The sequence below is a fragment of the Larkinella sp. C7 genome (assembly GCF_006149005.1).
Taxonomy (GTDB): Bacteria; Bacteroidota; Bacteroidia; order Cytophagales; family Spirosomataceae; genus Larkinella.
Window position 1 is genome coordinate 450,436 of record NZ_VBSL01000003.1, and the last position, 14,416, is coordinate 464,851.

General features: G+C 50.6%; 14 protein-coding genes. 12 read left to right on the forward strand and 2 right to left on the reverse strand.

All coding sequences use genetic code 11. The features are described 5' to 3' along the window. Positions 1 to 131 precede the first annotated feature (131 nt). Positions 132 to 761: a 4'-phosphopantetheinyl transferase superfamily protein gene (locus FH871_RS10105; protein ID WP_138991313.1), complete on the forward strand. Its 630-nt coding sequence runs from the start codon at positions 132 to 134 to the stop codon at positions 759 to 761. Here the strand turns inward: FH871_RS10105 and FH871_RS10110 are convergent. Next, on the reverse strand, positions 758 to 967 hold the full coding sequence (locus FH871_RS10110) for a DUF4177 domain-containing protein (protein WP_138991314.1): 210 nt from the start codon (positions 965 to 967) through the stop codon (positions 758 to 760). The two genes, FH871_RS10105 and FH871_RS10110, sit on opposite strands and share 4 nt — an antisense overlap. A gap of 52 nt (positions 968 to 1,019) precedes the next feature. After that, the gene (locus FH871_RS10115) at positions 1,020 to 1,892 is read right to left on the reverse strand and encodes a transglutaminase-like domain-containing protein (RefSeq protein WP_114407449.1); all 873 of its coding nucleotides are present in this window, start codon (positions 1,890 to 1,892) and stop codon (positions 1,020 to 1,022) included. A gap of 279 nt (positions 1,893 to 2,171) precedes the next feature. Between FH871_RS10115 and galE the strand changes: the two genes are divergently transcribed. The 11 genes from galE (at position 2,172) to odhB (ending at position 14,375) form a co-directional block, all read left to right on the forward strand. Continuing rightward, on the forward strand, positions 2,172 to 3,206 hold the full coding sequence (gene galE / locus FH871_RS10120; RefSeq protein WP_138991315.1) for a UDP-glucose 4-epimerase GalE: 1,035 nt from the start codon (positions 2,172 to 2,174) through the stop codon (positions 3,204 to 3,206). Positions 3,207 to 3,212: 6 nt separating this feature from the next. Beyond that, positions 3,213 to 4,271: a dTDP-glucose 4,6-dehydratase gene (gene rfbB, locus FH871_RS10125; protein WP_138991316.1), complete on the forward strand. Its 1,059-nt coding sequence runs from the start codon at positions 3,213 to 3,215 to the stop codon at positions 4,269 to 4,271. 103 nt (positions 4,272 to 4,374) lie between these two features. Beyond that, a complete protein-coding gene (gene rfbA, locus FH871_RS10130; protein ID WP_138991317.1) occupies positions 4,375 to 5,235 on the forward strand; it encodes a glucose-1-phosphate thymidylyltransferase RfbA in 861 nt (286 codons plus the stop codon). Between the two features lie 395 nt (positions 5,236 to 5,630). Then, positions 5,631 to 6,035, forward strand: a complete 405-nt coding sequence (locus tag FH871_RS10135; protein WP_138991318.1) for a hypothetical protein — start codon at positions 5,631 to 5,633, stop codon at positions 6,033 to 6,035. Positions 6,036 to 6,057: 22 nt separating this feature from the next. After that, positions 6,058 to 6,729 (forward strand): hypothetical protein, encoded by a 672-nt coding sequence (locus FH871_RS10140; RefSeq protein WP_138991319.1) that lies wholly within the window; start codon positions 6,058 to 6,060, stop codon positions 6,727 to 6,729. Between the two features lie 171 nt (positions 6,730 to 6,900). Beyond that, a complete protein-coding gene (locus FH871_RS10145; protein ID WP_138991320.1) occupies positions 6,901 to 7,287 on the forward strand; it encodes a hypothetical protein in 387 nt (128 codons plus the stop codon). A 260-nt stretch (positions 7,288 to 7,547) separates the two neighbouring features. Next, positions 7,548 to 7,997 (forward strand): hypothetical protein, encoded by a 450-nt coding sequence (locus FH871_RS10150; RefSeq protein ID WP_138991321.1) that lies wholly within the window; start codon positions 7,548 to 7,550, stop codon positions 7,995 to 7,997. A 109-nt stretch (positions 7,998 to 8,106) separates the two neighbouring features. Further along, positions 8,107 to 8,916 carry a sensor histidine kinase gene (locus FH871_RS10155; protein ID WP_114407306.1) on the forward strand — a complete coding sequence of 270 codons (810 nt, stop codon included), beginning with the start codon at positions 8,107 to 8,109 and terminating at the stop codon, positions 8,914 to 8,916. A 110-nt stretch (positions 8,917 to 9,026) separates the two neighbouring features. Next, entirely contained in the window at positions 9,027 to 9,695 is a 669-nt protein-coding gene (locus FH871_RS10160) for a response regulator transcription factor (RefSeq protein ID WP_114407305.1), read from the forward strand. A 234-nt stretch (positions 9,696 to 9,929) separates the two neighbouring features. Beyond that, positions 9,930 to 12,689 (forward strand): 2-oxoglutarate dehydrogenase E1 component, encoded by a 2,760-nt coding sequence (locus tag FH871_RS10165; protein WP_138991322.1) that lies wholly within the window; start codon positions 9,930 to 9,932, stop codon positions 12,687 to 12,689. Between the two features lie 51 nt (positions 12,690 to 12,740). Next, positions 12,741 to 14,375, forward strand: coding sequence for a 2-oxoglutarate dehydrogenase complex dihydrolipoyllysine-residue succinyltransferase (gene odhB / locus FH871_RS10170; RefSeq protein WP_138991323.1), 1,635 nt, complete (start codon positions 12,741 to 12,743; stop codon positions 14,373 to 14,375). Positions 14,376 to 14,416 lie beyond the last annotated feature (41 nt).

The following is a 14,416-nucleotide window of genomic DNA, read 5'->3' on the forward strand; positions in this document are numbered from 1 at the left end:
ATGATAAAGGGAAAATATTGAATGATAAATGTAAAATGATGAATGTCGAATGGAAAAGTGAATGCCGGACGAATACTTTTCCATTTAGGATTTGAAATTTTCCATTTATCATTACATTCTAAATTTAATGTATGTCCGTTTATCAAACCCATCGACTGGGGGCCGACTGTACGGCGGTGTTGTGGAAAATTGAAGAAAGTGAAGACGAACTGCGCGCGCTGCTGACGCTGACGATGCCCGAGCAACTGGAACTGGTCGAGATCACACACCCGGCGCAGCGCGTGGAGTGGCTGGCCTGTCGGGCAGCGGTTCGGGCGCTGGTTCAGGCACACTGGACCTATTCAGGGTTGTACAAGGACGAATACGGAAAACCGCATCTGATTGGCCTGGCTGCGCATGTTTCGATTTCGCATACCTCCGGGTGGGCGGCTGCGGTGTTGCACCATACCAAAACCGTAGGCATTGACATCGAGCCGTTTCGGGAGCAGTTCATCCGGGTGGTGCCGCGCGTGTTGTCCGACGCAGAAATCAGCCACGCCAACGGCGATCTGCACCGGCTGGCGGTGTACTGGTGCGCCAAGGAGGCCCTTTACAAGCTCTACGGCAAACGCCAGCTCACGTTTCGCGAACACCTGCACATCGACCCGTTTGCCGACGGCGCGGGGCTTCTGACGGGCCACGTGCGCCTGCCCGACGATGTGCGGGCGTTAACCATTCATTATTTCGAAACCGGGCCGGGAATGTTGGCCATAGCGTTTTAGACCGGTTCAACCAATTCGCGTTTCAGAATTAGAATGGCAGCGCGTGACTGGCCTTCGTATTTATTGGTCGCAAAAGAAGACGTAAGTTCCCAACCTTCTTCACCCAATTCATTCAGTCTGGTCGTCAATTCCTGGCTATCAATCTTGCCACCGCTCCAAAAACCGGTTGCTTCGACTTCCAGAATCTGATATTCGAATTTCTTCATGATTACGTTTGGACGAGCTTTTCTCAACTAAGACGTAAGAAGAGGCTATTCGTCACTTATTCGTATAATCCGACAAGGGCGGGGTAGCATCTTCATCGTAAACCGCATCCAGCAATTGCTCAACTTCCTTCACGCGACCGGTATCACCAATTTTCTCGAACGCCAGCATCAGATTCCGCAATACGCGCCGGATAATATCCAGGTTCGTGCAGGGCTGGTAGTAGGTGTCGGCGGGTTTGAGGTTCAACTGCCCGATGTAGTGATCGATGTCCGACTTTGAGAACACCAGCCCGCGGTTAAAGACGTTGATGTAAAACTGCGTATGGTCCTTTTTATACGTCAGCACAAACAAACTGGGCAGGTTCACGCCGTAGACGGGCAAATCAAGTTGCTGGGCGATCAGCATGTAAATGACACACAGTGAAATGGGGTTGCCGCGTCTGCTTTCCAGCACCACATTGATCATTGAATTGGAAGGGGAATGAAAATGTTTGGTGTTGGCGGCAAATTTCAGTTTGTTAAAAAAAACGGTATTTAAGGTTTTGATCTGGTCGATGGGGTGCATTTCGGACTTGCCTTCCAGCCACACATCCAGGTAGAGTTGCTTGATTTCAAGCCGGATTTTATCGAGCGACAAATCCGGGTATTGATACGTAGCCACAATCCATAATCCCTCCAGCAGGTCGATTCCACCGGTTTCTTTCCAGAGTCTAATTCGGTCCAGAACGGACTGGTACTGCAAATCGTGAATTAACTCCTCAATTTTCTTCTGATGAATAGGACTAAAACTATCTTCCCATTCACTTTCCAAATATGGGATCAACTGGCCGCCCAATTCGCGGATTTTTTGTTCAACGTGTTCGGTGATTTCCTGGTCTTCATCGTCCAGCAAAGAAATCAGGGCTTTTATTTCGTTGTCGTTTATCATGCCACTCCAATGGGTTGCGGTCCGGGGTTTTACCGGGCCGGTGCTGCAACGCTATAACCCGAAGATAAAAACTTATTTTTAGAAACCTACTGAATTTTATACTTTTGCCCCGCAAGAAACAGGCTGTATCCGAATTCTTAACACGATTTTACAAAAAATGATTTTCTTGTCCGGCGTGGGCCGCAATCCGAATCATTCAACCATAGCGGCAGGTTTTTTGCTCTATTCAATACCGTACTCAACGTTTGAAATAACGCCTTAAATGCAATTGCCCTCATGAAAATCTTAGTCACTGGCGGAGCCGGTTTTATTGGTTCGCACACGGTCGTAGAACTGCTGAACGCGGGATTCGAACCCGTCATTATCGACAATTTTTCCAACTCGAATCGCTCGGCACTGGCGGGCCTGCGCCAGATTCTGAACCACGATGTTCCGTTTTACGAAGCGGATTGCAACGATGCCGAAGCGCTCGACGCAATCTTTGAAAAAGAGAATTTTCGGGGGGTGATTCACTTCGCGGCTCACAAGGCAGTTGGCGAATCGGTGGCAAAACCGCTGATGTATTACCGCAACAACCTCGACTCAACTTTGTTGTTACTGGAAACCATGCAGCGGTATGGCGTTCCGAACCTGGTTTTTTCATCGTCGTGTACGGTGTATGGGCAACCCGAACACCTGCCCGTGACGGAGGAAACCCCCCGGCTACCGGCGCAGTCGCCCTACGGCAATACCAAGGCCATTTGCGAAGACATCATCCGGGACACCGTCAAGGCGGGCGTGCCTGTCAAATCGATTGCGCTGCGGTATTTCAACCCGATGGGCGCGCATCCGTCCGGGCTGATCGGCGAATTGCCGTTGGGTGTGCCGGGCAATCTGGTGCCGTTTATTACCCAGACAGCCGCCGGTATTCGCGAGAAACTGACGGTTCACGGGGGGGATTATAACACCGTCGACGGGACTTGCATCCGGGATTACATTCACGTGGTCGATCTGGCTAAAGCGCACGTTCAGGCGCTGCGGTTGCTCGATTCGCGGGAGGAAACCAGTTATTACGATGTTTTTAACGTAGGGACGGGCAACGGGCAAACCGTTCTGGAACTGATCCAGACGTTTGAAAAAGTGAACAACATCAAGCTGAATTATTCGATTGGTCCGCGCCGTCCGGGCGATGTGGAGAAAATCTACGCACAGGTCGATAAAGTCAATAATGTGATGGGCTGGCGCGCCGAAAAAACCCTGGCCGAAGGGCTACAGGACGCGTGGCGCTGGGAACAAAATTTGCAATTGAAAAACTCAATCGTTTCGGAGTAAAAACGTATGTCTAAAAAGATTCTGATTACCGGCGGAGCCGGCTTCATTGGTTCACACGTCGTTCGGCTGTTTGTGACAAAATATCCAGATTATCAGATTGTTAATCTGGATAAACTGACTTATGCCGGTAATCTCGCCAACCTCACGGACATTGAAAATGCGCCGAATTATACCTTCGTCAAAGGAGATATTACGGAGGCATCGTTTCTGGAGCAACTGTTTCAGGATCATCAATTCGATGGGGTTATCCACCTAGCGGCCGAATCGCACGTCGACCGGTCGATTACCGACCCGATGGCATTCGTGCTGACCAACGTCGTGGGAACCGTCAACCTGCTGAATGCGGCCAAAAATAGCTGGAAGGCCGACTTCACCGGCAAACGCTTCTATCACGTCTCGACCGATGAGGTCTACGGATCGCTGCACAATCCCGAAGATTTTTTCACCGAAACCACCTCCTACGATCCGCAGTCGCCCTATTCGGCGTCCAAAGCGGCTTCGGATCACTTCGTGCGCGCCTATGGCAATACCTACGGCCTGCCCATCGTGCTGTCGAACTGCTCCAACAACTACGGCCCCAATCACTTCCCCGAGAAGCTCATCCCGTTGATGATCCATAACATCCAGACCAACAAACCGTTGCCGGTCTATGGCAAAGGCGAGAATGTGCGGGACTGGTTGTACGTCATCGACCACGCGCGGGCCATCGACACGATTTACCACAACGGCAAAACCGGGGAAACCTACAACATCGGCGGTTTCAACGAGTGGAAAAACATCGATCTGGTTCATCTGTTGTGCAGCATCATGGATCGCAAACTGGGCCAGGCCGAAGGCACCTCCGCCCAGTTGATCACCTACGTGACCGACCGCGCCGGCCATGACCTGCGCTACGCCATCGACGCCCACAAGCTGATGAACGAGCTGGGCTGGGAACCTTCGCTGCAATTTGAAGAAGGCCTGGAAAAAACCGTCGACTGGTTTCTCGCCAACCAGGACTGGCTCGAAAACGTCACCTCGGGGGCTTACCAGAAGTATTACGATTCCATGTACGAAAACCGATAATCAATTGTGAATGAGTGAATGAGCGAATGAGTGAATAAAAGAGAGGGATCCTTGTCCTGTTTATTCACTCATTCGCTCATTCGCTCATTCACTCATTAAAACTATGAAAGGCATCATTCTGGCCGGGGGCTCCGGTACGCGACTGCACCCGTTGACGCTGGCCGTCAGCAAGCAACTCATGCCGGTTTACGACAAACCGATGATCTATTATCCGTTGTCGATTCTGCTGCTGGCGGGTATCCGCGAAATTCTGATCATCTCCACTCCGCACGATCTGCCGCACTTCAAAAAACTGCTGGGGGATGGCTCGCAGGTAGGTTGTTCGTTCGCCTATGCCGAGCAACCGCTGCCGAACGGGCTGGCACAGGCTTTTGTGATCGGCGAGGAGTTTATCGGCGATGACAAGGTGGCGCTGATTCTGGGCGACAACATATTCTACGGTTCGGGGCTGTCGAAGTTGCTGCAGGCTAACAACGATCCCGACGGTGGGGTGGTGTTTGCCTACAAGGTGAACGATCCCGAGCGGTATGGGGTGGTGGAGTTCGATGCGGAGAACAAGGCGTTGTCGATCGAAGAAAAACCGGAACAGCCGAAGTCGAACTACGCCGTGCCGGGCTTGTATTTTTATGACAATGAGGTGGTCAAGATCGCCAAAGAACTGGCCCCCAGTCCGCGGGGCGAATACGAGATCACGGATGTCAACAAGGTGTATCTGGAGCGTCAGAAGCTGAAAGTGGGAATTCTGGATCGGGGGACGGCGTGGCTGGACACGGGCACGTTCGTATCGCTGATGCAGGCGGGTCAGTTTGTGCAGGTCATCGAAGAGCGGCAGGGGATGAAAATCGGTTCGATTGAGGAGGTGGCCTACCGGATGGGCTACATCGACGCGGAACAACTAAAAGCCATTGCCCAACCGCTGGTGAAGAGCGGCTATGGACAGTATCTATTGAATCTGCTGAAATAGCCAAAAAGATTGGTTGAGACCCGGGGAGTGAAGACTTGACGAATGATTTTTAAATCATTCGTCAAGTCTTCACTCCCTTTTTCCTTAAAAAAAAAGCCTGGACAACGTCCTGGCCTTTTCCAAACCTAACCTATGAGATGAGAAAATCAGCTCATCCTATCGGAGACAGGACGCACCAACTCTCTGCAAATGTGCAGGGAAGATAATAAGAATGGTAGAGAAGAAATACAGGAACGGGGAAGAAGAAATACTTTTTTTTACCAGATGGTGACAAAACCCGGAAAAGTACGGGATATTCCCTGAATGGTTACGTATTTATACCTGATTTTCCCGGCCCTCCACCCATCCCAATCGAATTCATTTTAACTTGGTAAAGCAAATTAATCTGCTCTACCATGCAAGAACCGCGTAAACCCTCCGACAAATTTCACGGCGATGTTGGCTCCTTCATTACGGCTGCCGACGCCAAAGGCCGTACCCGCCTGCACCGTGTTCACGAAGAAGAGAAGCTGGGACTCAAGCCCGAAGAAGTTACGAAAGCGGAGTTTTTCGGCATTAACCGCATCAACAAACTGATGGGTCGCAAGGATTGTGTCGGCATTCGGGTGTATTATGGCAAACGCTACGAAGATGCCGATGGCGACCCCACCACCAAAGACAAAGGCGAACTCAAACCCCGGCTGGTGTTGGTGGGTGTCCGCGCCGACGGTTCCGATATTTTCGAAGATACCGAAGGATTGAAAGATCGGGGAGATGGTGATGCGCTGGCGGATGGTGTACCGTGTCCACAACATTGCTAAGTGTTAAACATTTAAAGAGCAAATGCTCCAAAGGTTATACGATATTTTTGTCAATCACCCTATAGACTTAATTGCCGAGCTAATCAGCTTCCTTCCTTTTACAATTGGTATTTCTCATTTAAAATTTTTGAGAAAAGGAGTGAGGTTTTTGCCTTTATATTTCTTTATTATAATTGGTAGAGACTTTACTTCTAATATTTATGCTATAAAAAAAATAAATAACCTATTTCTGTATAATTCATCAGCATTTGCTGAAATAATATTCGTTGCATTACTTTTCTCTTTCGAAATACATAAGCCTGTTGTTAAACGAATTGTTACTATTGGGGCTGCAATTACACTATTTCTCAGTCTGTTTTTCTGGGAAAATAGTGAATTGTCCGCCGGAATACTAACGCTATCCAGAGCTTACGCATTGTTAGTGGTTCTCATATATTTTAATCAATTAATCCAGGATATGAATGTTAAAAATATCTTGAAACATTCGATTTTTTGGATCAGCAGTGGACTAATTATTCAATTTACTGGTACTTTTTTTGTATATCTTTTCGCTAATTACGCACTTTCCAGCAATACGGAATCTGATCTATTTAATTTATACTGGAATGTAAATCAAGGGATGTATATGGTTTTTTGCCTTTTCTCAACTATCGGTTTTTGGGTTAGCAAATACGATAAAGAAAATTATACCTGAGTTTCCTGGTTTATAACCCATTAAGAAGCAGGGTCGGAAGATAGAAAACCACCAGAAAGAGTCGTTCCATCGTTTTCCGTTCACTCAAAGCTGATTGCTTTCCACAACAAGCCTGTGCAACTTTGGGAAATGATTTGAAACATCACAAGTCCATTAAAACCTCTTTTTATCATGAGTAATATAAACCCCGGTGCGGGACGCTTTATTTCCAAGGATGAAGCCGATCAGTTCAAAGGCGCTTACCAGGAACGCAAAAAACAGCAGCAGATTCCGCAGGCCGACACGGTTCGCTCCGAGTTTTTTGGCAGCGATAATTTGCAGCAGATTCTGGCCCAGCCGGGCTGCATCGGGATCCGGGTTTATCACGCCAAACGCCGGGAAACCGTCAACGGAAATGAACACCTGGTGCCGCGCGTTGTGTTGGTGGGGATCGACAAAAGTGGCCGGGAAATTCTGGAACTGACCGTTCCTGCCGAAGCCGGAATGAAAGATATGCCGTCTGGTCGGGAAGGGCAGTTGGCCGACGGGCCGATATGTCCGCCGGAGTGTAATCCGTAGGGAAATAGAAGTCTGTTGAAACGATGATTGATCATCCTTACGTCAAGTTAATACTCAAGTACCCGGATTCATTTTTACCAGATCTGTTCCTCTTGCTAGCCATCGGAACAGGTCTGGTGAATTATTTTTTTCTGGACAAGTCAAATCGATGGCTATTACGAATGTTAGTTTTTTCATTCGTAATCAGTTTGATCCAGATCCACGATGCGGCCTATCGCCATAATAACACATATTTATACAATTTAAATTCGCTCGTTGAGATGAGCGGCTTTGCCGCAGCGTACTGGATCGAGCTAAAATCCCGCCGAAACCGGACGCTGATCATAAGCGGTTTTGTCGTGTATGTACTGGTATTTCTGTACGACTTTAGCTGGACCAACATTGCCGGTGTTGCCCTCGGTGTTCAACGAATCATCATGATTTTGTATGCACTGCTGTATTTTCATTACATCCTGACAAAGATGCAGATCCAGAATTTATTGATTCATTCCATGTTCTGGGTGAGCGCCGGGGCCATTGTCCACGCGGCTGGCACGCTGTTTGTTTTTCTGTTCGTCAAGGTGACGTTGGGAGACCTGAGTTCAAACGGCAGTTACTATTTATACATTACCATTGTCCGAACGTTCTCGGCTTTTTTCTACCTGGTCCTGCTGGTCAGTTTCTGGCTCCGCCGACGGGAATTTCGGGTGACGGACCGGCTGACCGTTTAATACATCGTTCTTGCGGTTCTGGTGCCAGAGTTTTATATTTCGCAAATTGGTTTAATCATTCCCCGTGTATGGGAACGCACTTCGCTTCGGGCTCGCTGTGAACGAGGACATGAAATTATATATTGCCGTAGGAACGGCCGTTTTGCTGGTGATGGCGATTTTCATCATCGTATTTGTCGCCTATTACCAACAAAAACAAATCCGTCAGCAACTGATTCTGAAGGAATGGCAGGAGAAATACCGCAAAGGTCTCCTGGCTGCCACCCTTCAGGCGCAGGAACACGAACGTCGTCGGATTGCGCAGGATTTGCACGACGAGATCGGTACGATGTTGTCGGTCACCAAGTTGAGCCTGAATCAATTGGGCCGAACCGTTGAACACAATGACCCCGGTTCGACGGTATTGGTGCAGAAAACCCGCTCGCTTCTCGACGAAACCATTGCCAACGTCCGGCGCATCAGCCGCGACCTGGTGCCCACCACCCTTGAACGTTTCGGCCTCGTTTCGGCCCTCGAAGAACTGGCCGAAAAAGCCAGCAACGGCGAAGTCCACGTCGAGTTGTCGTGTTCGGATAAAATGCCGACCTTGCTTCCGCAACTGGATCTGACGTTGTTTCGCATTGCGCAGGAATTGATCAACAATGCCATCAAGCACGCCAATGCCGAGAATATAATCATCGATCTGCACTGCCAGCCCACCGGAATTTTGCTGTCGGTGATCGACGACGGGCGCGGGTTTGATCTGGACGAAATTCTGAAAGACAAAAAGCGCGGGCTGGGTCTGCGAAATATCGAAAGCCGCCTGAACGTCATCGACGGACATGTTACGTTCGACGTGGAAGAAGGCCGCGGTTCCCGGATACACATCCAGGTTAAAAATTTGAAGCCGGAAGTAGAGGTTGAAGTGGAAGCGGTATAGAATAGATGGTTGAAATGGTTGGATGGTTAAAATGGTTAAAAGCATGGCTTGCCAATTAACCATTTTTAACCATCCCGCTATTTCAACCACCTTTAACCATAACCCTAACCATGAAAAAGATCAAGATTGCGTTAGCTGACGATCATAATTTATTCCGGAAAGGAATGGCTTCCGTGTTGAGCCAGGTGCCTGATTTTGAATTGGTGCTCGAAGCCAGCAACGGACAGGAATTGATTGACAAATTGACCCGCCGAATGCCCGACGTGGTGTTGCTCGATCTGGAAATGCCGGTGATGGATGGCATTGCCACCACTGAATACATCCGGGAAAACCACCCCGACGTCAAAATCATCATGCTGACCATGCACGATGAAGATCGGTTTGTGCTCCACCTGCTCGAAAAAGGCGTGAGCGGATACGTCCTCAAAGATGCGGATCTGGACGAAGTGGAAAAGGCCGTTCACCGGGTGATGGACGACGGCGTGTACCTGAACGACTTCGTTTCCAAGGTCATGCACCGGAAAATGGTGAACAAACCCACCACCGTCATCAAGCAAACCTCCACCTCGACACTCTATAATAGCAAGGTGCTGCTGTCGGAGCGCGAAAAAGAAGTGCTTAAACTGATTTGCGAGGGGCTGTCGACGGCCGAAATCAGTGAGAAAATCTTCCTCAGTCCGCGCACGGTCGAAGGCCACCGCCTGCGGATTCTGGAAAAAACCGGTACGAAAAACACGGCGGGGATGGTGGCCTACGCCTTCAAGAATAATCTGGTATAAGCAGGAAAAAGAAAAAAGGAAGAAAGCAGGAATCGAAGCGTGGATCAGGCGGCCGTTAGAGGCCCCTTTATCCGGGCTTCGTTTCCTGCTTTCTTCCTTTTTTTTAACTTATTTCGAGCGGCTCTTGTTACCAAAACAAAACTGCCTATCTATTCATAAAGAATTGAATAAATAGAAGACATCTTTCTATTTGATCGTTTAACTTTGCCATTCGAACATGGGTGATCCCGAATTATGGACAGATTCTCGTATATAGCTAACTCAGAAGCAGCCTACATCGACGATTTATACCGGGCTTATAAACAAGACCCCGGCTCAGTGGATGGAAGCTGGCAAAAATTTTTTGAAGGTTTTGAATTTTCCCAATCGTATGGCGAAAATGGAAATGGCAACGGCCACAGCAACGCCGACCAAACGACTGCAAAACCGGTCATTGACACCAAACACGCAGAAAAGGAAGTATCGGTAGCCAGTCTGATAAAGGCCTATCGCTCGCGCGGGCACCTTTTGGCCAAAACCAACCCCATCCGGAGCCGGAAAGACCGCAGTCCGCGGATTGGCCTGGAAGATTATGCCCTGACCGAAGCCGACCTCGACACGGTTTTTGATGCCGGGACACTGCTGGGAATCGGGCCGAGTTCGCTGCGGAAAATCATGGAATCGCTGGAGAAAATTTATGCCGGAACCATCGGTTTCGAGTATATGTACATCCGCGAGATTGACGTCAAGAACTGGCTTCGGAACAAAATCGAGAAAGAAGCGCTGGTTTTTGACCCAACGATTGAGGAGAAAAAACGGATTCTGAAAAAACTGAATGAAGCAACGGTTTTTGAGAACTTCCTGCATACCAAATATTTAGGCCAGAAACGGTTCTCGCTTGAAGGGGGAGAAACCACCATTCCGGCTTTGGACGCCATCATCAACTACGCGTCAGAACTGGGTGTTGAAGAGGTCATGATCGGGATGGCGCACCGGGGCCGTCTGAACGTGCTCGTCAATATCCTGGGCAAATCCTACGAAAGCGTTTTCAGCGGTTTTGAAGGCAACGTTCCCGACCAGGTGTTTGGCGACGGTGACGTAAAATACCACCTGGGCTATTCGAGCCTGATCGAATCGTCGACGGGCAAGCAGATCAGCCTGAAACTGGCCCCGAATCCGTCGCACCTGGAAGCGGTTAATCCGATCATCGAAGGGTTCGTACGGGCGCAGGCCGATGAAGAATACGCGGGCAATTTCGACAAGATTATGCCGATCCTGATCCACGGTGATGCGGCTGTGGCGGGTCAGGGCATTGTGTATGAAGTGACCCAGATGGCGAAACTGGCCGGTTACCAAACCGGTGGAACGCTCCATTTTGTGATCAACAACCAGGTTGGTTTTACGACTGATTTTGAAGATGCGCGGTCATCGATTTATTGCTCGGATGTTGCCAAAATCATCGATGCGCCGGTTTTTCACGTCAACGGCGACGATCCGGAAGCGGTGGTTTTCTGTGCCAAGCTGGCGGTCGAATTCCGGGAAAAATTCAACCGGGATGTCATTATCGACATGGTCTGTTACCGACGCTACGGGCACAACGAATCGGACGAGCCCAAGTTTACGCAGCCAACGATGTATAACATCATCGAAAAACACGCCAATCCGCGCGAAATTTATAACAAAAGCCTGATTGAACGGGGCGAGGTCGATGCAGAACTGGCGTCTAACATGGATGTTGAGTTCAAAAAAGAATTGCAGGATCGGCTCGATATGGTGAAGCAAAAGGCCGAAATTCCGTACAAACCGCTGCGGTTGGATCGGGAGTGGGCCGAATTGCGGGTGAGTACGCCGGAGGATTTCGAACGGTCGCCCGAAACGGGTGTGCCGATGGAGACGCTCGAAAAAATTGGCAACGCCCTCGTCACAATTCCGACCGGTTTCAAACCGCTCAAGCAAATCGATAAACTCCTGAAAGACCGTCGGCAGATGGTTTTTGAGAATAAGCAGGTCAACTGGGGTACGGCGGAATTGCTGGCCTACGGGTCCATTCTGCTTGAAAACAAGGTGGTTCGTTTGAGTGGTCAGGATGTGCAGCGCGGAACATTTTCGCACCGCCATGCCGTTCTGCACGATTCAGAAACCAACCAGTCGTATAGCTTGCTGGATCACATTCAGGATGGGCAGCAGAAAATGCAGATTTACAACTCCCTGTTGTCGGAATACGGTGTGCTGGGCTTCGAGTTTGGCTATGCCATGGCCACACCCCATGCGCTGGTGATCTGGGAGGCCCAGTTTGGTGATTTCTCCAACGGTGCCCAGGTGATCATCGACCAGTTTATATCGTCTGGTGAATCGAAATGGGGATTGATGAATGGTCTGGTAATGTTGTTGCCGCACGGCTACGAAGGTCAGGGACCGGAACACTCCAACGCCCGCCCGGAACGCTATCTGCAACTTTCGGCGGAATACAACATGGTGGTGGCTAACGTGACCACGCCGGCTAACTTCTTCCACCTGATGCGCCGTCAGTTGACCTGGCCGTTCCGGAAACCGCTGGTCGTGATGTCACCCAAATCATTATTGCGCCACCCGCAAGTAGTTTCGCCCCTGGAAGATCTTACCAAGGGGAGTTTCAAGGAAGTGCTGCCCGACGGTTTTGCCACGGGCAAGAAAGTGAAACGGATTCTGCTCTGTACCGGTAAAATTTATTACGAATTGCTCGAAAAACAGCAGGCGGATAAGCGGGAAGATGTGGCCATCATTCGGCTGGAACAATTGCATCCGTTCCCGCAGAAGCAACTGGACGCGATCCTGGCTGAATACAGCAAAACCGCTGAACTGGTTTGGGTACAGGAAGAACCGTCGAACATGGGGGCCTGGACCTTCTTGCTGCGTTCGGCCCTGGATTTGAAACTGCGCGGTATTACGCGGAAAAACAGCGCGTCGCCCGCAACCGGGTATTCCAAAGTCCACGCTCAGGAACAGGCCGACATCATCCGCCGGGCGTTTGAATAAGAGTTTACGGTTCCCAATCGCGGGTAACTGACAACTGAAAACTAAGAGAAAATGGCAATAGAAATGAAAGTACCCCCGGTTGGGGAGTCCATTACGGAAGTAACCGTTGGGGCATGGCATAAGAAAGAGGGCGATTCGGTGAAGAGAGACGAAGTGTTGTGTGAACTGGAATCGGATAAGGCATCGTTTGAGTTTCCGGCCGAAGCCGACGGTGTGTTGCACATCATGGCGCAGGAAGGCGATGTGTTGCCCATCGGTGCGGTTTTGTGTACCATCGAAGCTGCGGGGGCGTCCAATGGCGCGGCTCCGGCGGCTCCCAAAGCGGAAGCTCCGGCCCCCAAACCGGCTGAACAAGCGGCTCCGGCTCCGCAGCCCGAAGCGCCTAAACCGGAACCTGCCTCCCAACCGGCTCCTGAACCCGCTGCTGCCGCAGCCTCGAAAAGCATTGAAATGAAAGTGCCTCCGGTTGGCGAGTCGATCACGGAAGTGACGATTGCTTCCTGGAATAAAAAAGACGGTGATCAAGTCGCTTTGGACGAGGTTCTTTGCGAACTCGAATCCGATAAGGCTACGTTTGAATTACCGTCCGAAGCCGCCGGAACCCTCCGGATTGTGGCCGAAGCTGGTGCCACCCTGGCCATTGGTGCCGTGATCTGCCGGATTGAAGTGGGAGCCGCCGTTGCTCAACCCGCTGCCCAACCTGCACCTGCTCCGGCATCTCAGCCAGCCGCCCAGCCTGCAGCCGCTCCGGCCGATGGCTACGCGGCCAATCACCCGTCGCCGGTGGCCGCCAAGATACTGGCCGAAAAAGGCATCGACCCGAAAGAAGTCAACGGCACCGGTATCGGTGGCCGGATTATGAAGGAAGATGCGGTGAAAGCCGAAAAACCGGCTGCCCCAGCACCCGCTCCGCAACCGGCGGCCGCTCCAGCCCCCAAACCCGCACCGGCTCCGGCCGCTTCGGCTCCCGCCCCCGCTGGTGGAAACCGGGGACAACGGCGCGAACGCATGAGTTCGTTGCGGAAAACCATCGCCCGCCGGTTGGTGGCCGTGAAAAATGAAACGGCCATGCTGACGACCTTCAACGAGGTCGACATGAAGCCGATCATGGATTTGCGGGCTAAATACAAGGATAAGTTCAAGGACAAAAACGCGGTTGGTCTGGGCTTCATGTCGTTCTTCACCAAAGCGATTTGCATTGCCTTGCAGGACTTCCCGAATGTGAATGCCACCATCGACGGTGATTCGATTGTCTACAACGATTACTGTGATATTTCCATCGCGGTTTCGACGGAACGTGGTCTGGTGGTGCCGGTGATCCGGAACGCCGAGAGCATGGATTTTGCCGGTATTGAGAAGGAAATTATCCGGCTGGCTGGTCTGGCCCGGGATAACAAGCTGACGATCGAGCAGATGACCGGTGGTACGTTCACGATCACCAACGGCGGTATTTTCGGCTCGATGTTGTCGACGCCGATCATCAATGCCCCCCAGTCGGCGATTTTGGGCATGCACAACATCGTGGAACGGGCCGTGGTGGTCAATGGCGAAATCGTAGTGCGCCCGATCATGTACGTGGCCCTCTCGTACGATCACCGCATCATTGACGGCAAAGACTCTGTGAGCTTCCTCGTTCGCGTAAAACAGTTGCTGGAAGACCCGGCGCGGATTTTACTGGGCGTATAAGAATACCAGTAGGACGGATTGTAAAACCGCCTTTCGAGCCA